We start from the raw sequence: 23379 nt of genomic DNA on the forward strand, positions 1-23379 counted from the left end.
GATCTTTAGAGGGAGGCGTGCCGGATCTCTCCTAGTGTCTGAGGACGCAACGCCTCTTGAGCCGCAAGAGCGAGGGGTCAAGCGTCGGTCCGTTGCAGGCGCGATGTCAGCCAACAACATGTTAGCCCAACGCGGTAATCCGATGCGCCCCGCCGAAAGCAGTGCTGCCGGGAAAACGAGATACATAGGCATGGGTTTAGATCCCATACGCAACAAGATGCAACGCCGACGTCAAACGACTGCCGGCGCTGCGTTGACGAGGATCTATTCGGCCTTTGCCTCGATATCGAGCCGCTCCAGGAAACCTGCCGGATCGTCGGAGGCTGTCATCAGTTCAATCGCACCAATGCCTGCGGCGTCCTTCGATTTGACAGACAGGGTGAATGTCCCCGCTCTTCCCAGGAAAGTTGAGGCTGCCCCGGCGACACTTTGAAGCTTCGGCTGATCGGCCACGAACTGCTGCAGCATGGTGGATCCGACCAGCACCAGCATGCCGCGCGCCTGCTCCGCCGTCATGTCGTTTTGCCGGGCATACAAAGTCAGCGCCTTGTCGAAGAGCCCTTTGTCCTCGATCCGGAGCTTCAATTCCCGTGCAGTAACGCCGAGTGCTGCGGTTTGCATGCGTATCGTGTCAGCAGAAAACAAATCGTTTGAGACGCCGGCCAAGACACCAGACAGCGAAACACTGCCCATCCCCTCTCCCCCAAGGGAGATATCCTTGATGACGAAGCTTTTGCCCGCTTCGTCCCAATGTCCCTCAACCCCAGCCGACAAGGTGAGTTTGTCGTAGCCGAGCTTTCGCAAATGCTCAAACGCCTCGTCCTTGGCGTCTGCTGGCATCGGGACACTCAAGTCCTCGTATACAATACGAATATCGGTAGGGATGCCATTGTACGGTTTACTGAGCGCCGCTTCATAGGATTTCAGCGAAAATTTCACGCGCTGCGGCACGAGCGATGCGATGTCGGTCGACATTGTTTCAGAGGCTTGGACTTCGCCTGCATCATCGTTGAGCGCAGTCTGAGGAAGGGCATCGTCACCGGCACCATCCACAGCGTCAGGATCACTCGCTTGATCGGAAGCAGCATCTGCAATTTCAGCGGCAGCCACATCTGCCGCAGCGTCCGCGCCATCGTCGATGGCCGAACCGTCCTTGTCCGCGTCAACCGGCGCCGCTGAGACTTCGGGCCCGGCGTCCGCGCCCTCAACGGCGACATCGCTGTTTCGGCTGCTATCGCTGGGATCGGGCGCGTCGATTGCCGGTGCAGCGGTTGCTTCATCCTCAGACGTCGTCTCGCTCGGCGCCGCAGCCTCGTCATCGACCGCTGCGATCTCGTCAACGTCGGCCGATCCGCTCGGCAGATCGACATCCAGACCGGCAAGCCGGAATGTCCCGAACTCGGGCAGCAATGCGGAATAGGCAAATTCTTGAGCCTGATCATCGTTCAAAACAAGGAGTTGTTTCAATCCCTCCATTGTCGGGTGCCAGGAAAAACCGCTGACGCTGGCTTCAGCGAGCCGGAAATGATCATCGCCTTCTTCCATCGAGATCCCGTTGAGGCTCGCGTTCACTTCGCGACCGTTCAGGTGAAGTGACGTGCGTTCGACATCGAGGTCGATCTGCTTGCCACTGTCTTTGCCCGGGACTTTGACCTTGAGCCCCAGCAATTGGATATCGCCCGGGCCAATCATATCGGGCAGGGAGAGAACTTTCATGTAAAAGGCGTTTCGTTCGGCAGCAGGCAATTCGTCGGGGTTTTTGACCGAACGCAGCATGTCCAGCGTGTCCAAAAGCGGCTCAGCCGGCATACGAATGCTAAGACCATTGCTGCGCAACTCATCATATTGGAAGCTGCCCTCGCCTATTGTCTGAGTGACATCCTTGATCGACAAGGGGCCGTAAAGCGCCTTGGCCTGCTTGTCCTGTGGCCCGGCCGCTTGCGTGTACAAACGTGCGGCATAGCCCACGTCAAGGTCCTTACCGGTCATCGCCCCAAATGAGCCGTTGATGCGCGCGTTTTTCGTCTTCCCGTCTTCAGTCGCCTCAGCCACATGCATGTCCAGGCTGGCATTGGACGAGCTGTAGCGTGCTACGCGGCCATCCTTGATATCCTCGAGCGCGATGTTTCTGTAGACGATCCTGTCTTCATTCCCCTCGACGATTTTGGTCATCGCGACCTCCGGCACGAAGATGCGATTGGCCTGGAAGCGCTGGATACGCTCCGGCAATGACAGGCTGCTCTTGTTTGCGAAGATCTCGGCGACCGTCTGACGGTCGAAATTTGGCTGCTCGACACTCGCGCGCGGCACAGCGATTTTGTAGCCCGCAAGCTCGGCGCTCAGGTTGGCGATCTCGAGCTCCGCATTCAGGAAGAGAAATTTTGGGCGACCGTCGATGCCGGCGATCTTTGCGCTAAGGCCGTCCTTTAGCGGCAGCATCACGTCACGCAGATGAAATCGGCCGAGATAATCCACATGGACGGAGCCGACTGTTCCCCCGCGCGCTGTGATATGCTTCTCGACGCCGCGCTCCAGTGTGATCTTGTAACCCGTCGCCCCGGCAGCCAGCACCGCCACAAACGCGGCGCTCAACCACAGCGCCTTGCGCCGACCTTTTCCTGTGACCGATTTTACCTGTTCCAAATCATCCATCCTTTCACCGTCTCCCTGTGTGACGGCGACTTTGCGACCGAAATCACGACGGTCCATTGCAATCACTGCGAAACGATTGCCTTTCGAGACCGTCCCGAAATGTTTCGTTGAAACCGCTGCAACCGCGACGTCGCCTAGATGCGCGCTAGGCCACTAACCGGAATGAAGGCAGATGAACTGGCAATCATGCTACGGCGCCCGTCGACCAGTCCAACAGGCGTAGCGACCAGCGAGAGTGAAGTTCCTCTAAGTCGGTCTTGGCGCTCTGCCTATCTTCAAGGGGCACATCGTCGATTGATGTTTTGAGTGCCCGGCTGAAGACAGTTTCGACTAGCGCAATAATGCAGCCGGAGATTGCCATCAAGACCATTAACTTCCCCAGATCGCCGTGAGGGGCAGGTTTCTTTGAGCATTGACCCGGATGTGCCGTTCATGAGCCCACGCACAAGCTGCCGCATCGTCGGGCCTGGAGTAACATCTGCCATGCGGGTCAGGCCGAGATTGATGCCATCGGCAAGATGGCGGTGAGCAGCGCAAGCCTGTTGTCGGGCGGATCGGCCCGTGCGCAGGTGGGTGAACGCGTTCGCGATCGTGCTAACCTATGTTGGCCCCGCAGCTGATCCCGAGATCGCAGTGCGTGTCAGGCGACACTCTTTGAAGGCGAGTGGAAGATCTTTGGCTTGATATGCTGCGATCCCTGCACTGAAATCGGCAACTGCTTTTGGATCGTCCTCGGCTTGGGACAGACTCTCTGAATGATTTCATGGTGACCCGACCTGATGGGTGAGGGCGTGGCGCTGCTCGCTCTTGTTAAGGCTGGCCTAAAAGCGTCGCCGGCGTGATGGGTTCACTATTCAGTACCTGGACTGTTCAAAACGTTGTGACCTGCGCTTGCTAGTGATTTCCGTCTCGCGAAGCGCAGGACCACACCCAGCGAAGCTGCAATAGGTATCGCCAGCAAGACACCGATGAAGCCGAATAACCACCCGAAGGCGAATAGCGCAAACATCATCCAGACTGGATTGAGGTTGACGCGCCGGCCGATGAGGCGCGGGGACAGAACATAGTCGGCAAGCATTTCACCGACAATGAAGATGCCCCCCACAACAGCGACAGGTGCCCAATTGGGCCAGAACTGGTCCACCGCAACGCATACCGATATCAAGATACCGGTGGCTGCCCCAAGGTAGGGAACGAAACTGATGAGGCCTGCAGCTATACCAATCAAAATGGCATGGTTGAGTCCGGTCAGCTTCAACGCTGCCGTATAAAGAACGGCAAGAATGAGACAGATGGCAACCTGACCGCGCACGAACCCGGCAACAGTATCGTGGATTTCGCGCCCGAGCGCCCGACCATCATCGCGGTACTCCGGAGCAAGCCAGCCATCAATTGTCGCAATCATTCGGTGCCAGTCAATGGCGAGATAGATGGCGATGATTGGAGTGACAACGAGGAGCGAAAGAAGGGAAATCAATGCTCGTCCGCTCGACCACAGCGAACTGAGGAAACCGTCGAGCCATTTGCTGCCCATCGCCCTCACGACGTCGACGGAAGATTGCTCGATGTGAAGATTCTCACCCATGATGTCATGCATCCAGCGGCCGCTTGCTTCGGTCATAAGGGATTGCAGACGCGTGATGTAGCGGGGAAATTCATCAATAAAAAATCTCAGCTCACCAATGATAACCGGGAACATAACCAGCATGACCGCGATAATACCCACGATCAGCGGCAAGATGACGGCTAGTGCTGCAAAACTTCGATTGATCCCGAACCGCTCTAACCTGTCGACTGCGGGAACGAGAAGATAGGCGAGCAATGCGCCAACAACAAATGGCAGCAGGATTTCGCGCAAAAGCACTAGCGCAACCAAGGCGACTGCGGAAACCGCAATCCAGAATGTAGCTGGTTGCACAATTCTCATGGGACCCCTGCGCAGTCTTGTTTCGAGTTCTGCCGGACTTTGCTGATCTCAGCGCATCGATCCTCGGATCCAAGGAGGGTAGAGCAGGTAAGGATCCTCCTTGTCAATTATCCATCAAGCTGGCGAAGGCGATCTCACCATCGGTAATGTAATGGTTGACCTTTCCGGTCTGTAGACGTGAGCCGGATTGATGCAAGACGACATCCCCGATCACCCGCTTTGACTTCAACTGGGTGACTATGTGATCTCGTTCAACATTCGTATCTGAATCGGTAGCGTGTGTCACTTGGAGCGTCAGTTTGGTCAGCGATAATCCAGTATCTCTGGTGCCCGCCCCAACCCACAAGACGCGCTGATCAGTCGATGGCCTATCCGTATTCAGCCAGAAGCTTGCTGCTGTGATATCGTCGCCCGTATGGGCGGTGCTCAGCGCCCAGAAGCGGATATGGTGGCGCTTGCGCGGACTGTTGTCGATGGGCTGCTGGAAACCTCTGTCCTGCTTTCGTCCGAAGAGATAGAGCGTGCTGAAAGGAGCCGTCGGGTACGGAGTGTTGAGCAGAAACGCTCGTACCATTCGCCACGAGCTTGCAACCCCCAAACTGTCGGCTGTTGACCAGCCCGCTGTTGCAAACGCATCGCAAAGTTGTTGAAGAGTGCCTATCAGCACGAGATTCACTGGATCGCCGGGCAAGCCGTCGCCAGTGATAGTGTATCTAGGGATGAGTCTCCGGTGGAGAATCTTTAAGCCCATTCGGACCACGTTTGGCAAAATGACGTAGGCAGCAAGCCCATAGGTAAGACCTACCGCCAGGATCCAGGGAAGTCTGTGGTCCGCAGTGTCAAAAACGACAAAGACGATCAGCCAAACGCTAACTGCCCCCAGACAGAAGATGAGAAACCTTTGGAAAAGGCGCGTAAGCATTCTCAAAATTTCTTATCCCGTGCAGGACCTTGGTTCGCTATCGACTTCGCTGCTCGTACCTTGTCCCGCCGGCCGAACAGAGACGCTGTAGGCTAAGTTCTACGCCACATGTCGTCGAAACGATATTGTTCTTTGGGGAAGCGCGGGTCTCGTTGAGCGAGGATGCACCGCCCGGCAGCGTCGAGCCGCCGCCGGTCTGGGCCTGAGCAACCTCGAACCGTTGCGGGGCCGGATCGCTGATCCGGCCCGTCGTCGATCCGGCCTGCGTTGGATTGGAGACCGCAACGCCCGGCTCGGCATAGAGCGCCACGCCCGCGCCGAGCAGGAGTGTTGCGACCGTGGAGAGGCCGAAGATTCGTTTCTGGCTCATCATGCGAGCACCTATCGTTCGTTAGCGCGCTGCGCGTTGAGGTCGAGCAGAGCCTGGAAGCTCTGCAAGGAAGCGAGATGTTTAGTCCCGGCATTTGATGGAGCAAAGCGCTCGCTGACGCCTGCTCGAGGTTCATGGAATGAGCCGTCACAGCAGATCTTGTCGCAGCGCGAGAGCTGATGTCGAGACTGGAGCAGCGATAACCGGAGCGCAGTTCGTATGTGTGCCACTTACTGAGACATCCGCCATACAACTTCGGACGGCTCGCCGATGCAAGCGCTGCAACGCCGCCAGCGTGCGGGTGGATGCCCCGTTTGACGTCGGAACACTGTGATAAAATGGGTCTGTGAACGAAAGCCGACATCAATCGCAATTTCGTCGATGCTCAGGTCGTCGCTCAACAATTTCGTTTTCGCGCGCTCTATTCGACGGTCGCGCAGATAGGCATGCGGGCTCCGGCCTGTCGCGAACCGGAAGCCGGCAGCGAAATGCATGGGGCTGAGGCCCGCGGCGCGCGCGATGTCTACGAGTTGAAGCGGGGTCGCTAGGTTCATTTCGATGAACTCTACGGCGCGCTTGAGCCGCCATGGTGCGAGCACGACGGAGTTTGTTTTGCGATCCCTCATCTTTGCTCGTCTCCACCGGTCGCCGCAATAAGCCGGGACTGGATTCGCTCTAGGGTTCGTTCGAAGACTTCCGGTTCGTCGAGCGCCCTGGCGAGCACCAAGGCCCCCTGGACGGCAACTACTGTCTCCTCGGCAAGCGCAAGGGCGTCACGTTCAGGGCATCCGGCCCTCTCAAGAGCAGAGGCGAGCGCACCACGCCACTCGGCAAAGTAATCCCTGACCCGATCGCTGAAGCGGTTCCGGACGTTGTCCAGTGCAAACGCGCCAATGAGGCATACACGGCGGCCGGAGCGAAAGTAGCCGGCAACCGAGCTACACATGCTGGTGATTGCGGAACGCGGATCGTCCGCGCTCCTTAGCGGCTCGAAGACCTGCGTCGCGAACCATTCGTCGATCTCGCCGAGCACGGCTGCGGCCATCTCTTCCTTCCCGCCGGGAAAGAAGTGATAAAGGCTTCCCTTTCCGAGGCCGGTCTTTTCGGTGATGGTCGATAGGCTTGCACCGTCGAAGCCATACTCCCGAAAGATCTCGGCGAGGGATGGGATTACGTCCGAGCGCTCGGCGACGATCTTTGGCATGTGCTACAGTCCCAATTCGGAAAGTCCCGGGTGGTCCGCTGGCCTGGGCCCAGACCGATCCCAGAAGAATTTGCGTTCAGATTCTTCGATCGGCAGATCATTGATGCAGGCATAACGGTGGTGCATCAGCCCGTTTTCGTCGAACTCCCAGTTTTCGTTGCCGTATGCCCGGTACCAGTTCCCGGAGTCGTCGCGGTACTCGTAGGCGAAGCGCACCCCGATGCGGTCGCCGTCATGAGCCCACAGCTCCTTGATCAGCCGGTATTCGAGTTCTTTTGTCCACTTCCTCGCCAGGAACTCGACGATACGTTCGCGTCCTTGGACAAATTCCGCGCGGTTACGCCAATAGCTGTCGACGCTGTAGGCGAGGGACACGCGGTGCGGATCGCAACTGTTCCATCCGTCCTCTGCAGCTCGGACTTTGGCCGCTGCCGATTCGCGGGTGAAAGGGGGCAGTGGTGGGCGTTGTTCAGTCATGGTCATGATCTCCAGATTTCTTTCACTGTACCGATCGGTAAACAGTGTGTCAATCGGTACATGTGACTGAGTGCAGCGTCAACGGTCAACGCTGGGCGCTGGCCGTTTTTGCCGTGCGAATTGAAAGGTTGCGCCGTAGACTGCCGGGTCCGCGTCACGCCGAGAGCTGCGATCTTAGCTGTTGTGGCCAGGCCGGTTGCTAGATGTTTGTCCGCTCAGTGCATGAGTTCACGAAAGACTGTCTCAAGCTCGACGTCTGAGGCCGCCACCACCGCGTAATAAAGCATCTTTGTCTCGCTCTCGGTGGTCTCGGCTGGCCAAAGAACTCGCTCGGCGATCGACCGCTTTCGCTTCATGAGACGCTGCAGCAGACAATCGAAGGATCCAGCGCCAAGCCGTGTGTGCGACAGATCGGGGATAGCGACATCAGTTCAAAAACAGGTAGGCACAGATTTCGGACGAGCCCGGAGACATACCTCCTGTCCCGCGCGTCGTCGCCTCTCATCACCGCCCTGCGCTATATCACTGCTGGTCAGTGGGCGGTCGCTTACGCGCAGCTCAGAAGGATCGTGCGTATCAGCTCTCCGCATCCGAAGATGACATCCAGGGGGCGACTGATGGCGATAAGGGTGCATGGCTTCGATAATCCGCTCCCTGTCCGGGCGGAACATGCGAATATGGCTAGGGCGTGCCAGTCACCATCGCGAGCGAGCACGTGAACGTTGTCGCCAAGTACAAAACACCAAAGCGCGGCAATGTACTGTGGCGGGGAGGAACGTGCGTCTACATTGGGGAAAATGCACCTCGTTTCTGGCAGCGGAGGTTCCGCTGCCAAAAACGTTTCAACCAGCGGCCTGCTTATTTTGCTGGGGGCCCATAGGAAGATGCGATTTTGCCCGCCTTCTCTTGCGCAGCCTGGAATTCCGCGCCCGTGTAGGCTCGCACGGTTTTTACATTCGATACAGCTCCCGATGCGCTGACAACGAGAAGTGCGGGGACCACGTCAGCGCCATCGTCGAATTCCGTGATTGCCATCCAGTCGGTTTCACCCGTCGTAACGTAGAAAGAATGCAGTTTCCCGCCCGCTGCTTCCATGATGCCACGGGCCGCCTTTTCTCGGTCCGATGGACTGTCAATCATTCCCTTCGCTGACGTGGTTGTATAGCACCCTGTGGTTATGAACAGTGGCATGACATCCTCCCTCAACTGGGCAGATCGGGTGACCTGCCATACTCAATATCTCAAAAAACTTGGCGTTAGACGAGCGTTGAGCTGCAGAGCGCTAGATTGGTCACGCACAATTCGGCGACGCACAGTGAGCATGATCGCCACCGCGGCGGGCCTTGAAATGACGGCACTACCAGCCGTCGCATCCGAAGCGGTTGCACGTTAAGGCGTTGGACCGTTTAGCAGGGATTCCCCTGGCATATAGCGTCCTGCCACCGAAGTTCCAAATCGAGCGAAGCGTGTTGTTCGAGGGCGCATCGACAGCGATTTCGAGGGCCTCATCGATCATCTCATCCGACAGCTCTGCCAGGCAGTGAAACTTCTTTCCTTGCTGAGGGCGTAGCCTCGGGTCTGCTCCCAGGAACGAGCATGGGATAACGGCGCGCTTTCCCGCATTCAGTCGTTGAGACTTGGGGATGCTGCTGGCCTGCGGGCACACAAACGAACAACGCCTTTCTCCTTAGAGTTGATCGAATCCATGTTACCGTCATCCAGGACCAGGCAGATGGCGGCACCGCCAGCAGGTCCGCCTGAACGTTGATCCGGGGCCGTCGCGCTTCGATTCCTACGATGCCGTCTTGTTGGGAGGATGTGCCATGGCGGGGATACTTGACGTGGTTGTCGTCGGAGCGGGCTCGGCCGGGCTTGGGATCAGTTATTTACTCAAGCAGCAAGGTCGCGATCATCAGGTGCTTGAGCGAGGCTGCATCGGAGAAACCTGGCGGACCCAGCGCTGGGATTCCTTCCGTCTGAACTCGCCTAACATTCGCTCGCTGCTGCCCGGTGATTCCCATGACGTGCCTGATCCCTGGGGTGCCAGCACACAGCATCAATTTGTCGCTTATCTCGAGAAGTATGTTGAGCGGCACCAATTGCCGGTGATAACCGGGACTCCAGCAGAGGAACTGTCCCGAGATGACGAACTCTTTCTTGTGACGACACCGCGTGGTGTCTTTCAGGCCCGCAACGTCGTCGTCGCGAGCGGTAGCCTGAACTGTCCGAAACGGTCGCCTGAGTCGGCGGAACTGCCGGCAACGGTCCGCCAACTCGATTCCTCGGCCTATCGCAATGCAGCCGAGTTGGAACAAGGTGCTGTTCTTGTAGTCGGCAGCGGTCAATCGGGCGGCCAGATTGCCGAGGACTTGGCACTCGCGGGACGCTCGGTCTTTCTGGCGACGAGCCGAGTCGGCCGTCTGGTCCGCTATTATCGCGGCGGCGACATCTTCAATTGGATGACCCTGTCCGGCTATTTCGACGTACCGCGCAGGGAAATCATCCTGCCATCGGGGAAGCTGCCGCCGCGAGGCTTGCTTGGTGCCACCCACACCATCAGCCTGCAATCGCTGAGCGCCCAGGGGGTCGTGTTGCTCGGTCGCTTCTTGGGTATGACGAATGGCAGCCTGGTATTCGGCGACAACCTGGATGAGCACATGCGTTTTGCCGACGAGAGCTCAGCCAACGTCAAGCGCCTTATTGACGCTTACATCGGGCGCGCCGGGCTGAACGCGCCGCCTGCCGAGGATGATCCTGCCGAGGTGATCGCCCCACGCCTCGCCGATCCACCGATCCGCTCAATCGAATTGGCGACGAGCGGCATAGCGTCGGTAATCTGGTGCACAGGCTTCAGAGGCGATTTCCGGTGGATCAAAGTCCCGGACACCATCGACGACGACGGCCAGCCTATTCACGAGGAGGGGATCGGACTCGTTCCCGGACTGTATTTTTCCGGCCTCGATTTTGCCTCGACTCGGAAGTCGGGAGTTATACCTGGGGTTGCTGAGGAAGCAGCACGGTTGGTGAACCATCTCGCCAAGAGATCGGCGAGTTAATTCGATTGGTTAGCATCTGCATGGCAAGCGTCGTTACAGGGGCCCTTGTGAAGGGGTGGGCCCCTCCTCGGAACGCCGTGTTGGAGTTTCAGAACTCCGGCGAGACCGACCGAACCTCTCTCAAGTAGCGCTCGATGGGCGCGAGCCACCTGGCGATCGATGTATTGTTTGCCGGGACGTACATCATTGCGCTGCTGTCTATCAGCCCGTTTCTCACCGCAATTGTCCTGGTCATGTTGACCGCTCCAAAATGATCGCGGTCGGGGCAATGGGTCCCTTTGGCTGAGGGTCAGGATGTGCGCCTGACGGACGCCTGACCTCGGGATCAACATCGCAGTCATGGTTCAACACGCTGAATGAGGCGTATGTGAAAGCCCGCTACTCGGGACACTACGAGATCAGCGAGGAGGCAATGGCATGGCTGACCGCTCGAACTTCCGTTCTCTACGATCCGGTCAAAACAATCTGCGCGGAACACCTCGCTAAGCTCGAACGGGCGGACAATTCAACCTTGCTGCGCGAAAAGGGTAGTTCCTGAAACTCCGTCTCCGTCACCGCAATTTGCCCTCTCCTCCGTCACCGCGCGATAAAAGGTGATCCCTCGCGGCGGCTTCTAATTGAACTGGTGGAAAGCTTTTCATGGAGAGGCCAAAGTCGGAATGCCTGTGGTTGCGAACGACATACCCGCAATTCAATTCACCTGAGATCAGCGACCCGAGGGGCCGTAGCCGTCCAGATGCCAGCGACGTCGCGATAGGCCCTCGTCTTCAGGTTCCCCTCTGCCTGACAGGCTCGCTGCGTTGCGGAGCCGGCAGCAAACTACAGTGGGGCCGCGCTCGACATCGAGGACGGCAAAGTCGTAGCGACCTATCTCGGCCATCGCGCCGTTTGGTGAGCGGTCCCTGGATATTGGGCAATGGCTAGGTGTCGCCGCGAACCGCAATGCTACTCTCCTCTTGGCGGTCAGCGATCAGACTTGACCTGGACCTGACGAGCCGCAGCGAGGTCATTTTGGTTCCCACCCTTCGGCATATGACCGAACATGTGCGGCTTGATCTGGTTGATCCAGGAAACGGCGGCGGGCTCCTTGCTCCACAGCGTTCTGGCAAAAGGCACAAGCTGCTCGCCAACGAGGATGCCAAGAAGGCCAACCAGGGCGACAACCGGCGGGGCCGGCGAACGCACATTGAGGAGGCTATAGACAATGCCGACCAGCAAGCCGGCACCGATGGACATGAGATAGAGTTTCATGGAATTCGTCCTCGCTGAGATGAGATTGCCGCTCCGACGGGCTTGTCCTGGCGGAGCGGCTGTTCTTGCTGGGTTACTTTGCCGGGTTCGGGCCAATCCGCTTGCCGTGCGTGACGCGTTCAGCGGCCTTGTGGACCATGGTGTAGACATAATCGATGCCCATGCCGTAGGCGCCGGAATGCTCCTTCAACAGCGTGGTGACGGCGTCATAGGTTTCCTTCCGCGCCCAGTCGCGCTGCCACTCAAGGAGGACCTGCTGCCAGGTCACCGGAATGACGCCGGCTTGAACCATGCGGTCCATTGCGTATTTGTGTGCGTCGGCCGAAGTGCCGCCGGAAGCATCGGCAACCATGTAGATCTCGTAGTCCGGAACATCGCGGAGAGCCGAGAGTGCGAAGGTCGTGTTGCAGACTTCGGTCCACAGACCTGACACGACAATCTTCTTGCGGCCGTTCGCAGCATTCTTCGCCAGCGCATCGCGGACGTTCAGATCGTCCCAGGAGTTCATCGAAGTGCGCTCGAGGATGTCGTTTTCCGGGAAGACGGCGAGCAGTTCGGGATAGGTGTGGCCGGAGAAGGATTCGGTCTCGACGGTGGTGATCGTCGTCGGAATATCGAAGACCTTGGCGGCCTTGGCGAGGCCCACGACGTTGTTCTTCAGCACTTGCCGATCGATCGACTGGACACCGAATGCCATCTGCGGCTGCTGGTCGATGAAAATGAGCTGGCTGTTGACGGGGGTCAGGACTTCGAGCTTGGACATTTTAGTTCTCCCTTTGATGTCTGGTGCGGTGTGGCGTTTGAAATTGATAAGCCTTCGGCGGTCGACTGCCTGGCTCAGGCAGCCGTCTCGAAAGTGAAGATGTGTGTTGATCAGGGGACCGGTTCAGATCGGATCCTATGCGGCAAGCGGAACCAGGTTTTCTTCGATCTGGTCACGGAAGGCTTCATATTGGTTCGGAAGCTTGAGCGCTTCGCCGAGATGTGCGGTGTCTTCATCACGATCGAAGCCGGGCTCGTTGGTCGCAATTTCGAACAGGATCCCACCCGGGGTCCGGAAATAGATCGCCCAGAAGTAATCTCGGTCGATGACCGGCGTGACCTGGTAGCCGGTATCCATCAGCGCCTTGCGCACTTCGAGCTGCTTCTCGCGGTTGTCGACGGCAAAGGCAATATGGTGGACCGAGCCGGCACCTTGGCGGGCAAACGGTGTTTTCGGAAGCGCTGCTAGATCGATCGTATCGGCACCGTTGCCGCCGGGGATGATAAAGCGGGTCACGTCGCCTTCGGTCTCGGCACGCTGGTAGCCCATGAAACCAAGCAGTTCCTCCGTGGCCGCCGTATCATGCAGGTTGAAGCGGGCGCCGGCAAAGCCGCGAATGGCCGTCTGGTCTGAGATGCCCTCCGCGATCCAGGGGGCACGGGTGTCATCGGCCGTTTCGACCAGGGCGAGCCCGTCGCCATCAGGTCCGATGAAACGGAGGCGGTTGGCGCCGAACGCTGCGTCTGTTTCCAATCCACCGACGCCCTTGGCAACTAGGCGATCCTTCCAGAAGCCGAGCGAGCCCTTGGGGATGGAGAACTGGGTCTCGCCCACCTCGCCCACACCTGGGCGGCCAATCATCATATTCTGGAACGGAAAGTAGGTCATGACCGTGCCGGGCGTCCCGTTCTCGTCACCATAATAGAGGTGATAGACACTGGGATCGTCGAAGTTGACGGTCTTCTTCACGCGGCGCAGTCCGAGGGCGTCGGTGAAAAACTTGTTGTTTTCGCGCGCATCCGACGCCATCGAGGTAACGTGATGCAGTCCCTTGATATCCTTGATCATGGCCGGTGCCTTTCTTCGTTGGCTTTGTCCGTTTCGATGGAGAAAGATGTAACCGGGTTGATGGATTCGCGGAATTGCAATATTTCTTCCGATTGAATTGCTATTTTTGAAATAATCGAGATGAACGACTACAAAGCCCTCCGAACCTTCCTACTCGCCGCCGAAAAACGTAACTTCGCTCAGGTCGCCCGCGAACTTGACATGACGCCGGCAGCCGTGACCCGTGCCATCGCTGCGCTGGAGGCCGAACTTGGCGTGCAGCTCTTCGTGCGCACGACAAGGCAGGTTTCGCTGACAACTGACGGAGCGATTTTCGCCGCGCAGATCCAGCCGGCCGTGAAGACGCTTGAAGATGCACGGCGGGATGTCATGAATGCGCACAAGGCTGATCAGGGACGGTTGCGCATCAGCGCGCCGACCTGGTTCGGCAAGGCCGTGCTCCCGCCGATCCTGTCGGGCTTCAGGGAGCTCTATCCAAAAATGAGCTTTGAAATCTCGCTATCTGACGGTCTGGTGAACATCGTCGACGACGACTACGACCTTGCGATCCGCATTTCCTCGCAGCCATCGGATAAGTTCACCATCTGGCGCAAGATCCGGGTCGTGCCGCGCATTCTCGTTGCCGCACCCGGAAGCCGGTTTGTCGATATACAGCATCCCAGCGAACTGACGCCCGACGATTGCCTCGCCTATAGCGGCGAAAGCCGGCGGGAAAACTGGGTTTTGTCGGACGGCGGATCGAGCATAACGATCTCGGCGGGCCGGGCGTTCAGTGCCAACAACGGTGAGGTTCTGGCTGACATGGCAGCTGATGGTGCCGGAGTGGCGATGCTGCCTGGATTTCATGTCTCGGAACATTTGAAAACAGGCCGCTTGGTTCACGTCCTGCGTGGATGGGCGCCGCCCGATCTGTGGCTGACGCTTTATTACCCGCCCTATCAGGCATTGCCGCCCCGCATTGCGTCTTTCTCGAAATTCTTCGAGGAGCAGGCGGCAGGTCAGATGGTGATGCTAGACTGAGGTATGGGTTCATGACCCCGCGTGCGAGGCCCCTCGCAGTATGGAATCTGACGCGTTTTATAGGATTAAGTGGGTGCGGCCGCGGCAAGTTTTGCCGCGGCCGCAACTTCTACATCATGACAGAACGAAGGCGAGAAGGTCAGCGTTCAAGACGTCGGCATTCACGGTCAGCATGCCGTGCGAGAAGCCCGGATAGGTCTTGAGCGTGCCGTTCTTCAGAAGCTTGACCGCCTTCAGCGCCGAGTCAGCGATCGGTACGATCTGGTCGTCCTCGCCATGCAGGACGAGAGTCGGAACTGTGATCGCCTTCAAGTCCTCGGTCTGATCGGTCTCGGAGAAAGCCTTGATGCCGTCGTAATGAGCCTTCGCGCCACCCATCATCCCCTGACGCCACCAATTCTGGATCACGCCTTCCTGGACTTTCGCACCGTCACGGTTGAAGCCATAGAAGGGACCGGCCGGGACGTCGCGGAAGAACTGCGCGCGGTTAGCGGCGAGCGCCGAGCGGAAGCCGTCGAACACTTCCATCGGCAGGCCTTCAGGATTGATTTCAGTCTTCAGCATCAGCGGCGGAACGGCGGAGACGAGGATGGCCTTGGCGACGCGGCCGGATGGTTCGCCATGCTTTGCGACATAGCGGGCGACTTCGCCGCCACCGGTGGAGTGGCCGATATGAACGGCGTTCTTCAGGTCGAGGGCTTCGACGACCGCAAAGGCGTCTGCGGCGTAATGATCCATATCGTGACCGTCGGAAACCTGCGCCGAACGGCCGTGGCCCCGGCGGTCATGGGCAACGACGCGGTAGCCGTTGGCGAGGAAGAACAGCATCTGGGCATCCCAATCGTCCGACGACAGCGGCCAGCCGTGGTGGAATACGATCGGCTGCGCATCCTTCGGGCCCCAGTCCTTGTAGAAGATTTCGACGCCGTCCTTGGTGGTGATGGTGCTCATTGCATTGTCCCCTTCGATTGAGTTGGCGGTGGAAGCAGCAGCGTTGCCTGCAAAGCTGAATGATGTGGAGAGTGCCATGGTGGCGGCGGCAGCCGCTCCGGAAAGCAGCGCGCCGCGGCGCGTCATGGGAAGAAATTTGTCAGTCATATTCGCGCCCTGCGATCTTTGTCTTTTGCCCTCAGCCGACGCTGTGTTCGTCTGACGAAGGGAAATTGCCACCAATCCGGAGTGACAACAATTGCAGCAATCGTTTCGATTCCATTGCATCCTTTGAAATAATATGGAGGGCGATGAGCACCATCCTCCCGCGTTGATGCTCGCACAACGTTGATTTTGATCTTACAATTGAGGTGAGCGACCAAGCGCTTTTACGGCCAAAGCGAGTAGCGGCAAGACACCGCCCACGAGGCTCACACCGAGCCAAGAGCCATTTTGCCAGGCAACTGAAGCAAGTGCCGATCCCGTCGCGCCGCCAAGAAACATTCCAGTCATGAAGATCGTGTTCAGGCGGCTTCGTGCATCCGGATTGAGTGCATATATAATGTGTTGATTGGAGACCAATGCGCCCTGAATGCCGAAGTCGAGGACGATGACGCCCACGATGAGAGCCACGATCGAAGCCCATGCTCCAAAGATAATCCAGGACACGACAGTCAAGGCCGCGCCAAGCCAAACAACGAAATGCGGTCCACGCTTGTCGGCAATGTGACCCGCTACCGGAGCAGCGAAAACGCCGACCGCTCCCACGATACCGAAAAGCCCGGCAATATCGGCACCAAGGCCGAAGCTCGGGCCCTGAAGATATAGCGCAAGTATGGTCCAGAACGCGGTGAACGAAGCGAAGAGGGCGGCTTGTACGAGGGTCGCTGTCCGAAGAGATGGCTCATGTGTCCAGAGGTGCCCCAGCGATTTGATCGCGTTGCGGTAATGCAAACGAGACGTGGGAGCATGATCTGGAAGCGTCGCGAACATCATCGCGGCGGCCACCAAGGCCATCGGCACGCCAATCCAGAACATCTCGCGCCAGCCGGCATGTTCGCCGACAAAACCAGATAGGGTTCGGCTGAACAAAATGCCCGACAGGACGCCCGCCATCACGGTTCCGATGGTCGCCCCGCGCTTGTCAGCAGGTGCCAATGAAGCCGCGAAGGGAACGATCTGTTGCGCTACCGTCGAGCTTGCTCCAACCAGAAGGGAACTAGCGACCAATATCCACGCGGACGAGGAAACAGCGGCTAGGGACAGGGCGATGGCAAGGATCAGAAACTGTCCAATGATGAGCTTGCGTCGGTGGACCAGATCGCCAAGAGGCAGAAGAAGGAAGAGACCGAGAGCGTATCCCAACTGGGTGGCGGTCGGTACTAGAGCGGTTGCGGACTGGCCGGGAAAATCGGCCTCGATGATGCCTAGCATCGGCTGATTGTAATAGATGTTGGCGACAGCGATGCCGCTGGCGGTGGCCATGGCGAGCAAGCCAACTCTACTCAATCCCGTAGGCGTTTTTGCATTCACGGTCGTGATTGTCATTTCCGGAGCCTTTCAAGCTATGAGATCGCGACAGATGTAGCTTTGCATCGCCTTCCGTTGTAGTATTGGCTAATGTTGAGCCTGTTTATCGAAACCCGTTATAATGAACACTGACGACATCGAGGTCTTCGTGGGCGCTGTTTCTTCCGGAAGCATATCCGAGGCAGGGCGCCGTCTTGGTTTAATGCCGATGGCGGCGACACGGCGCCTCTCCGCGCTGGAAGCAACGCTTGGCGTGCGTTTGCTTCACCGGACGACTCGGTCACTGTCGCTGACGCCCGAAGGTGAAACTTTCCTTCCGTACGCTCAGGCCATCATTGAAAATGAACATCAAGGCCGCGCACAGGTTCGCGCGGACACGCTTGGCGCAGCGGGGCTTCTTCGCGTCTCGGTGCCAATCGTATTTGGCGTGAAGATTGTGACTCCGCTGGTCCCAGCTATCCTTGCGGCTAATCCAGAACTGCAGATTGCCCTGGATATGAATGACCGCCTGCCTGACCTGACTGCTACCGGAACCGATTTGGCAATCCGCATCGCGCGTCTAAAGGACAGCAGCCTGATCGCACAAAAACTTGCGGATAACCCACGAACGCTTGTTGCCTCGCCGGGCTATCTTGAGCGGCGTGGGATGCCGCGTTCCATCGATGACCTCGCTCACCATGATTGCCTTCCTATGACAGGAGTCACGCATTGGACTTTCGTCGCCAGTGGCTCCGAAACCCATGTTCGCATAGGCTCTCGGTTTTCTTCGAGCAGCATCGCTGGATGCCAATCTGCTTGTGTCGCCGGGGCTGGGATCACCCTGCTTTCCGAATGGGCGATCGCCGATGACGTACTCGAAGGGCGGCTGCAGCGCGTGGTCCTCGATGACGCCACTCCTGAAGAAATTGGGATCTGGGCAGTCTACCCGACCACCAGGAACGTCCTGCCCAAAGTGCGCGTGTTCGTCTCCGCTCTGAGCCTTGCATTGCAGTCGGAGACCAATGCTCGTTAGAGCGTGTGACGGAACGAAGCGGCCTTTTCTTTGTGCGCCACAGAGCTCTCTGCCAACGGCGGTCGACGCACGCAAATCTCAACTGGTTCTGCAGGCGAGTTGCCCCAACACGTCGAATTCAGGACAGCAAGCCTTCGGGATTCAACACTAACCGCTGTCGTTTTCGTCGATGCCTTCCGCAGCGCCGGGACTAATCCAGATGCTATGCGTTTTGAGAAAATACCGCTGGAACACGCCACAATCTCCAAGGTCTCAGTGACAACAAAAGCCGCTGAGACCTTCTTTCGAGGCAGTTAGCTCTCGTGAAGAGCCTTCGATGTCATGGCGCGTCAGATTTCCGTTACCGCTGGGCGACCGGGCGCACCAGCGGCGTCACGCGGCGGATGGTCACGCGGCGGTTCTCCTCCTCGGGCTCCTGCGTGCCGATCTTCAGGAAGCGCTCACCATAGCCTTGGGTGACCAGGTTTTCCGCCGGGATGCCATAGACCTCGGTCAGGAGGACTGCGACGGACTCGGCACGCTCATCGGAGAGTACCAGGTTCGAGCGGTCGGAACCGACGGCGTCCGTGTGCCCCTCGATGAAGAAGGTCTCACCGGGATCCTTGTCGAGAACTTTCTGCATCGCGTCCGCAACCTTGCGCAGTGTCTTGGCCTGCGACATCGACACTTCGGCACTCCCCGTCACGAAGTGGATCGTATCGAGATCGATGCGTCGGACCTTGTCACGGAGACGGGCCGAATTGCGGACCTCATCGATCGTATAGACCCGCTCGACCCGTTCGACCGGTGGCTCGGACAGGAATTCATAGTAGTCCCGATCCGGTTCCTCCGCGTAGTCGACGATGTAGTCGTCGACCGGAATCGCCAGGCGCATCGGCGGCAATTCGTAGCCGACGTCGAAGATCGCCGGACGTCGTTCCTCCTGATATTCCGGCGCGTACATCAGCACATACTCGTTGCCGTCGCGGTCGACGCGCGACCGCTGCAGGATGTTGCCGTACCGGTCGTAGACCGTGACGATGCGATAGCCGCCCGGGCGGACGATCGTTTCACGAACGCGGCCGCGCGCCAACTGATCGTAGTAGGTCTCCTCCGAATCGCGGCGGAGCCTTGGCCGATCGTCGCCACGCACGAAGAACTGGTCGCCGACGCCGAGGACGACGCGATCGTCGATCCTCTCGACCACCTGCACCTCGGTGACATCATTATTCGTGGTGTTGTTGATGACCGTGTTGTTGATGACCGTGTTATTGACGATGTTCGTCGTCTCCGGAACCGTGAACTCTGGCGCCGCTTCGACGCGTTGGCCTTCTTCCTTGATCGCGGCCTCGATCCTCTGCGGGGCCGCCTGCCGCACTTCGGCTGGAATCTCCGCCTGGGCCGCGGCGTCGTCGGTCGGCGGCGCTATGTTCTGCTCCTGGACGCGCAGCTCTTCGCGCTGCTTGCGCCGAGCCTCGCGCCCCCGGTTGCCACCGGCATTGTCGGCGTCCTTGTCGCTGTCGAGCACAGCCGCGCCGTTATCGACCGGAAGCACTACGGTCTCATCGGTCGCCGCCGGATCCTGTGCTATCTTGCGCTTCTCTTCCTTCGTGCGCCTGTCGACGACGATCGGAGCGGACCTGGCCCGAGGCGCTTCACCCTGGAGCTGCTCCGCCGTTGCGGGTTGTTCGGACCCCGGAACGGGCTGCTGTCCTTCCGCCTGTTGTTTGCGCTTCTTGGGCGCAGGTATCTGCTGCTCCCCGGCCTGCTGTGGGGTGCCTTCCTCTACGGCAGGCTGCTGTTCTTCGACCTGCTCCTTGCGCTTCTTGCGCACAGGAATTTGTTGCTCCTCAGCCTGCTGCGGAGCCCCTTCTTCTACGGCGGGCTGTTGTTCTTCGACCTGCTGCTTGCGCTTCTTGCGCGCAGGAGTTTGTTGCTCCTCAGCCTGCTGCGGAGCGCCTTCCTTTACGGCGGGCTGCTGTTCTTCGGCTTGCTGCTTGCGCTTCTTGCGCACAGGAGTTTGTGGCTCCTCAGCCTGCTGCGGAGCGCCTTCCTCTACGGCGGGTTGCTGTTGTTGGGCCTGCTGCTTGCGCTTCTTGCGCACGGGCGCTTGCTCTTCAACCTGCTGCGGCGCGTTTTCCTCGGTGCTGGGCTGCTGTCCGTCCGCCTGCTGCTTGCGCTTTTTGCGCACAGGCTCTTCTACCTGGCGCTGCGGCTCTTCGACACGCGGTTGTTGCTGTTCTGTCTGCCCTTCCTCGGCGGCATGCTGCTTCTTGCGCTTCTTGAGCAACAGCTGGTCCTCGGGCGACTGCTGGTCGGCGCCTTGCTGCGCCACCTGGAAGGGCGCCATCAGGCTCTCGGCCAGCGCCGGCTGAATTGCGAATGACACGGAGAGAACGGGCAAGGCCACTGTTGCGAAAAGTTTGGATCGAATCGACATGATCTTCCTTCGTCTTGTTGCGAGGTCCCCGCGACAGTTGCGCGTATCGCCCCGCATCAAAGTCGGTCGAGCGGCGCGCCCGCTCGCGAACTCCCAACGGGCCATCGCCCGCGGTTCCGACTTTTTTGTGTCAGCCAAACACTAGTCCCAACGCCGCAGCTGCCGATCGGTTCCGCTTGCTGGCCCATTCCTGACCGACTTACGCCGAAAAGAGACTCGCAAGCATGGGGGTCAAGGAGGTGAGCTGGCAGTCTTGCTAGTGCTGTGGATCGGCGTCCGCGGTGGGTTTGTCAGCGACCCGCAGAGGGTGTGGCATATATTCACGTACAATAATGGAACCTTTGGCTTCGGGTCCGATTCTACAATTATCTCACGGAAGGAGCGATAATGGCCCTCACCTCAGACTGCTGCAAGGTAACGACAAGTGCCTCAGCTCAATTCCGTCTGTCCCTCGACTCGATGCACAGCGGACTGCGAGCGCCTGGCCGATATGAGCGTTCGTGTCGAGACTTGCGGCAGATGCACGGGTGGCTGTCGCCGGCGTTGGACGGATGGTTATTGATGTAAGGGCGGCTGTCAAAGGCTTGCGATGGCTGGCGATTACGATGGTCTGCGCCAGCTGTGCTACCTGTACATCCACTCAAGCGCCGCACAAGAACCGCAGCAATGGATATACTTCCGAAATTGTACACGGCGTGAAGGCGAGCACGCGGGGCGCCTACGGCAAGAATATTCGCAAGGGTGGTGGCCGCTATATGGTCGGTAAGCCCTATGTGGTCAAAGGCAAGCGTTATTATCCGAAGGAAGACCCGAACTACGACAAGAAGGGTGTCGCTTCTTGGTACAGCCCGGCCTTTCGCGGGCGGCGGACCGCAAACGGCGAAATTTACGATCCGGATCACCTTTCCGCCGCGCATCCGACCCTTCCCTTGCCCAGCTATGTGCGGGTGACCAATCTTGAAAACGGTTCTTCGCTCATCGTGCGCGTCAACGATCGCGGTCCGTTTCATCGGGGTCGCATCATCGACGTTTCCAGCAAGGCAGCCGAACTGCTGGACCTGAAGCCCCGTGGCACGGGCGCCGTTCAGGTGCAGTATGTGGGCCGCGCCCGCCTGGGCGGACAGGATATGCCCTATCTCATGGCCTCCTTTGTGAAGAAAGGTGATCGCTTCCCGGCCGTCAATCCGGAGCCTCAGATTGCAACCGGCCTACTGGTGGCGTCGAAGCAGGCGAAGGGCGACCATTCACGGAGCGACGGTCAGCCCCTCTGGCCGATGTTGCCTGAGATCGGCCACGTTACATTTGAACGGCCGTCCGAATACGCCTGGGCCGGCGGCCTGGGCGGCGATGCAGATGTCAAATATTGCTTGGACAAGGACATTGATGACGGTGCGCGCGACATGTGCGAGATTCAAGTTATCCCTCTGCCGGGTTGGGATCGCGATCGGCGTCTGATCGGTGTGATCTCTATAAGGCGACGCCGCTCTCGTTGTCTTGCGCACCAACAGCGCGTCAACGTGGTAGGATCGGGTCAAGCGGACAACATCAGGGCCAGCAGGTCATAACGTGCCGCACAAACAGGCCGGAGACATGACTGCACCCGACCCGCAAAGCTCAAACATGCCCAAAACCACATTGCCAAACGGGCTTCATCCAGACATGGCGTGACCGCCCGCAGGCGACATCCGGGCGGAAGCGGGCGACCGTCGAGTTAACCGAACGCATGATTGTTGGAGCGCTGGGCATGCACGGCGCCGAGTTCGCGCCTTTCCGCCTCGGTCTCCATCGCCAGATCGAGCACCTTCTGCAGGTTCGCCGCATGGCGGAAGCCGGGCTCGACCGTCTTGGCATCCCGAACCGCGGCGACGAAGCGCTGGTAGTTGGTCGGAACAGTACCGGCACCGACATCACGCCAGGTTGCCGTTTCAACATCCGTGCCGAGGCAGGCGCGAAGCGTCGAGCCATCGGGCGTATGGACAACCTCGATCGCCCCCTTGTCGCCATGCAGCCGCAGCCGCAGCTCGTTGAGATGGCCGGTGGCCCAGCGGCTGGCATGGATCACGCCCATGGCGCCGTTGCTGAACTCGGCCGTCATGACGAAGCTGTCGTTGGCGTCGAGATCATATTCGCCGATCCGGTTTCCCGGCGCCTTGTCGAAGGTCTTCAACCGCGCGAAGATCCGCTCAGCGTCGGTGCCGGCGCCATAACCGGCGAAGTCGAGGATATGGATGCCGACATCGCCGAGCACGCCGTTCGAGCCGTGGTTGGTCGACAGCCGCCAGAGCCATTGCGATTCCGTCGCCCAGTCGCCCCACGCCTTGGAGACGAGCCAGCTCTGCAGATAGGACGCCTCCAGATGGCGCAACTGGCCGACATCGCCGGCCAGCACCATCGCCCGCGCCTTTTGCAGCGGCGCGACATTGCGATAGGTCAGGTTGACCATGGTCACCAGCCCCGATCGCTCGGCGGCATCGGCCATTTCCGCCGCCTTGGCGTAGTTTTCCGCCAGCGGCTTTTCGCACAGCACGTGCTTGCCGGCGGCAAGCAATGCCAGTGTCGTCGGGTGATGCGCCTTATCGGGCGTCACATTCGTCGCCGCATCGAACTTGCCCCAGGCAATGGCGTCGTCGAGCGAGGTGAACGTATTGGCGATGCCGTGTTTCTCGGCAAAGCCTTTGGCGCGCTTGGGGTCGACATCGACCGCTCCCACCATTTCCACGCCTTCGATCTGAGCGAAGGCTTGGGCATGGCTGTTGGCCATGCCGCCGGTTCCAACAA

Annotated in this window: 20 protein-coding genes and 1 pseudogene; 5 read left to right on the forward strand and 16 right to left on the reverse strand. The window is 59.0% G+C overall.

Features of this window, described 5'->3' with window-relative positions; translation table 11 throughout:
- Positions 1-264 precede the first annotated feature (264 nt).
- The 8 genes from C6558_RS31715 to C6558_RS31755 all read right to left on the reverse strand — a co-directional run bounded on the left by C6558_RS31715 (position 265) and on the right by C6558_RS31755 (position 8743).
- Positions 265-2652 (reverse strand): hypothetical protein, encoded by a 2388-nt coding sequence (locus C6558_RS31715; protein WP_107028133.1) that lies wholly within the window; start codon positions 2650-2652, stop codon positions 265-267.
- Between the two features lie 850 nt (positions 2653-3502).
- Positions 3503-4579, reverse strand: a complete 1077-nt coding sequence (locus C6558_RS31725) for an AI-2E family transporter (RefSeq protein WP_057224345.1) — start codon at positions 4577-4579, stop codon at positions 3503-3505.
- Between the two features lie 103 nt (positions 4580-4682).
- Positions 4683-5501, reverse strand: a complete 819-nt coding sequence (locus tag C6558_RS31730; RefSeq protein WP_199197075.1) for an LssY C-terminal domain-containing protein — start codon at positions 5499-5501, stop codon at positions 4683-4685.
- 37 nt (positions 5502-5538) lie between these two features.
- A complete protein-coding gene (locus tag C6558_RS31735) occupies positions 5539-5871 on the reverse strand; it encodes a hypothetical protein (RefSeq protein ID WP_128090479.1) in 333 nt (110 codons plus the stop codon).
- Between the two features lie 230 nt (positions 5872-6101).
- Positions 6102-6497 carry a helix-turn-helix domain-containing protein gene (locus tag C6558_RS31740; protein WP_107028135.1) on the reverse strand — a complete coding sequence of 132 codons (396 nt, stop codon included), beginning with the start codon at positions 6495-6497 and terminating at the stop codon, positions 6102-6104.
- Entirely contained in the window at positions 6494-7075 is a 582-nt protein-coding gene (locus C6558_RS31745) for a TetR/AcrR family transcriptional regulator (RefSeq protein ID WP_025429587.1), read from the reverse strand. The genes C6558_RS31740 and C6558_RS31745 overlap by 4 nt, the downstream gene beginning before the upstream one ends.
- Positions 7076-7078: 3 nt before the next feature.
- Positions 7079-7552, reverse strand: coding sequence for a nuclear transport factor 2 family protein (locus C6558_RS31750; protein WP_082523610.1), 474 nt, complete (start codon positions 7550-7552; stop codon positions 7079-7081).
- Positions 7553-8410: 858 nt separating this feature from the next.
- Positions 8411-8743, reverse strand: coding sequence for a GYD domain-containing protein (locus C6558_RS31755; protein ID WP_057211180.1), 333 nt, complete (start codon positions 8741-8743; stop codon positions 8411-8413).
- A 632-nt stretch (positions 8744-9375) separates the two neighbouring features.
- Between C6558_RS31755 and C6558_RS31765 the strand changes: the two genes are divergently transcribed.
- Positions 9376-10608 (forward strand): NAD(P)/FAD-dependent oxidoreductase, encoded by a 1233-nt coding sequence (locus tag C6558_RS31765; RefSeq protein ID WP_107028136.1) that lies wholly within the window; start codon positions 9376-9378, stop codon positions 10606-10608.
- An 88-nt stretch (positions 10609-10696) separates the two neighbouring features.
- Here the strand turns inward: C6558_RS31765 and C6558_RS40535 are convergent, their stop codons facing one another.
- Positions 10697-10843: a hypothetical protein gene (locus tag C6558_RS40535; protein ID WP_156407922.1), complete on the reverse strand. Its 147-nt coding sequence runs from the start codon at positions 10841-10843 to the stop codon at positions 10697-10699.
- A 43-nt stretch (positions 10844-10886) separates the two neighbouring features.
- On the opposite strand from C6558_RS40535, the pseudogene C6558_RS31770 reads away from it, so the two are divergent.
- A pseudogene (locus tag C6558_RS31770) lies at positions 10887-11146 on the forward strand (nucleotidyltransferase); the annotation flags it as partial.
- A 425-nt stretch (positions 11147-11571) separates the two neighbouring features.
- Here C6558_RS31770 and C6558_RS31775 read toward each other — a convergent pair.
- From C6558_RS31775 to C6558_RS31785, 3 genes are all read right to left on the reverse strand, one after another.
- On the reverse strand, positions 11572-11859 hold the full coding sequence (locus tag C6558_RS31775) for a XapX domain-containing protein (protein ID WP_107028137.1): 288 nt from the start codon (positions 11857-11859) through the stop codon (positions 11572-11574).
- Between the two features lie 73 nt (positions 11860-11932).
- Complete coding sequence (locus C6558_RS31780) at positions 11933-12622, reverse strand: hydrolase (RefSeq protein ID WP_107028138.1); 690 nt, start codon at positions 12620-12622, stop codon at positions 11933-11935.
- A gap of 135 nt (positions 12623-12757) precedes the next feature.
- The gene (locus C6558_RS31785; RefSeq protein ID WP_057211065.1) at positions 12758-13690 is read right to left on the reverse strand and encodes a VOC family protein; all 933 of its coding nucleotides are present in this window, start codon (positions 13688-13690) and stop codon (positions 12758-12760) included.
- 120 nt (positions 13691-13810) lie between these two features.
- Here C6558_RS31785 and C6558_RS31790 point away from each other — a divergent pair, with 120 nt between their 5' ends.
- Positions 13811-14710, forward strand: a complete 900-nt coding sequence (locus C6558_RS31790; protein ID WP_057211067.1) for a LysR family transcriptional regulator — start codon at positions 13811-13813, stop codon at positions 14708-14710.
- A 114-nt stretch (positions 14711-14824) separates the two neighbouring features.
- On the opposite strand, the gene C6558_RS31795 is transcribed toward C6558_RS31790, so the two are convergent.
- Both C6558_RS31795 and C6558_RS31800 read right to left on the reverse strand, forming a co-directional pair.
- A complete protein-coding gene (locus C6558_RS31795) occupies positions 14825-15661 on the reverse strand; it encodes an alpha/beta fold hydrolase (RefSeq protein WP_371412315.1) in 837 nt (278 codons plus the stop codon).
- 339 nt (positions 15662-16000) lie between these two features.
- Positions 16001-17188: an MFS transporter gene (locus C6558_RS31800; protein WP_057211071.1), complete on the reverse strand. Its 1188-nt coding sequence runs from the start codon at positions 17186-17188 to the stop codon at positions 16001-16003.
- A 103-nt stretch (positions 17189-17291) separates the two neighbouring features.
- Here C6558_RS31800 and C6558_RS31805 point away from each other — a divergent pair, with 103 nt between their 5' ends.
- Complete coding sequence (locus tag C6558_RS31805) at positions 17292-18182, forward strand: LysR family transcriptional regulator (protein ID WP_057211074.1); 891 nt, start codon at positions 17292-17294, stop codon at positions 18180-18182.
- Between the two features lie 340 nt (positions 18183-18522).
- On the opposite strand, the gene C6558_RS31810 is transcribed toward C6558_RS31805, so the two are convergent.
- A complete protein-coding gene (locus C6558_RS31810; protein WP_107028139.1) occupies positions 18523-20601 on the reverse strand; it encodes an OmpA family protein in 2079 nt (692 codons plus the stop codon).
- 551 nt (positions 20602-21152) lie between these two features.
- On the opposite strand from C6558_RS31810, the gene C6558_RS31815 reads away from it, so the two are divergent.
- Entirely contained in the window at positions 21153-22166 is a 1014-nt protein-coding gene (locus tag C6558_RS31815) for a septal ring lytic transglycosylase RlpA family protein (RefSeq protein ID WP_082523795.1), read from the forward strand.
- Between the two features lie 146 nt (positions 22167-22312).
- On the opposite strand, the gene C6558_RS31820 is transcribed toward C6558_RS31815, so the two are convergent.
- Positions 22313-23379 (reverse strand): Gfo/Idh/MocA family protein (locus tag C6558_RS31820; protein ID WP_107028142.1); only part of this gene is annotated, 1067 nt, incomplete at its 5' end.

The sequence above is a fragment of the Ensifer sp. NM-2 genome, assembly GCF_003024455.1.
GTDB lineage: Bacteria > Pseudomonadota > Alphaproteobacteria > Rhizobiales > Rhizobiaceae > Ensifer > Ensifer canadensis.

Excerpts from the sequence above, each read along its gene's own strand:
- C6558_RS31715 (WP_107028133.1), bottom strand. The coding sequence starts at position 2,652 with ATGGATGATTTGGAACAGGTAAAATCGGTCACAGGAAAAGGTCGGCGC.
- C6558_RS31725 (WP_057224345.1), bottom strand. The coding sequence starts at position 4,579 with ATGAGAATTGTGCAACCAGCTACATTCTGGATTGCGGTTTCCGCAGTC.
- C6558_RS31730 (WP_199197075.1), bottom strand. The coding sequence starts at position 5,501 with ATGCTTACGCGCCTTTTCCAAAGGTTTCTCATCTTCTGTCTGGGGGCA.
- C6558_RS31735 (WP_128090479.1), bottom strand. The coding sequence starts at position 5,871 with ATGAGCCAGAAACGAATCTTCGGCCTCTCCACGGTCGCAACACTCCTG.
- C6558_RS31740 (WP_107028135.1), bottom strand. The coding sequence starts at position 6,497 with ATGAGGGATCGCAAAACAAACTCCGTCGTGCTCGCACCATGGCGGCTC.
- C6558_RS31745 (WP_025429587.1), bottom strand. The coding sequence starts at position 7,075 with ATGCCAAAGATCGTCGCCGAGCGCTCGGACGTAATCCCATCCCTCGCC.
- C6558_RS31750 (WP_082523610.1), bottom strand. The coding sequence starts at position 7,552 with ATGACTGAACAACGCCCACCACTGCCCCCTTTCACCCGCGAATCGGCA.
- C6558_RS31755 (WP_057211180.1), bottom strand. The coding sequence starts at position 8,743 with ATGCCACTGTTCATAACCACAGGGTGCTATACAACCACGTCAGCGAAG.
- C6558_RS31765 (WP_107028136.1), top strand. The coding sequence starts at position 9,376 with ATGGCGGGGATACTTGACGTGGTTGTCGTCGGAGCGGGCTCGGCCGGG.
- C6558_RS40535 (WP_156407922.1), bottom strand. The coding sequence starts at position 10,843 with ATGACCAGGACAATTGCGGTGAGAAACGGGCTGATAGACAGCAGCGCA.
- C6558_RS31775 (WP_107028137.1), bottom strand. The coding sequence starts at position 11,859 with ATGAAACTCTATCTCATGTCCATCGGTGCCGGCTTGCTGGTCGGCATT.
- C6558_RS31780 (WP_107028138.1), bottom strand. The coding sequence starts at position 12,622 with ATGTCCAAGCTCGAAGTCCTGACCCCCGTCAACAGCCAGCTCATTTTC.
- C6558_RS31785 (WP_057211065.1), bottom strand. The coding sequence starts at position 13,690 with ATGATCAAGGATATCAAGGGACTGCATCACGTTACCTCGATGGCGTCG.
- C6558_RS31790 (WP_057211067.1), top strand. The coding sequence starts at position 13,811 with ATGAACGACTACAAAGCCCTCCGAACCTTCCTACTCGCCGCCGAAAAA.
- C6558_RS31795 (WP_371412315.1), bottom strand. The coding sequence starts at position 15,661 with ATGAGCACCATCACCACCAAGGACGGCGTCGAAATCTTCTACAAGGAC.
- C6558_RS31800 (WP_057211071.1), bottom strand. The coding sequence starts at position 17,188 with ATGACAATCACGACCGTGAATGCAAAAACGCCTACGGGATTGAGTAGA.
- C6558_RS31805 (WP_057211074.1), top strand. The coding sequence starts at position 17,292 with ATGAACACTGACGACATCGAGGTCTTCGTGGGCGCTGTTTCTTCCGGA.
- C6558_RS31810 (WP_107028139.1), bottom strand. The coding sequence starts at position 20,601 with ATGTCGATTCGATCCAAACTTTTCGCAACAGTGGCCTTGCCCGTTCTC.
- C6558_RS31815 (WP_082523795.1), top strand. The coding sequence starts at position 21,153 with ATGGTTATTGATGTAAGGGCGGCTGTCAAAGGCTTGCGATGGCTGGCG.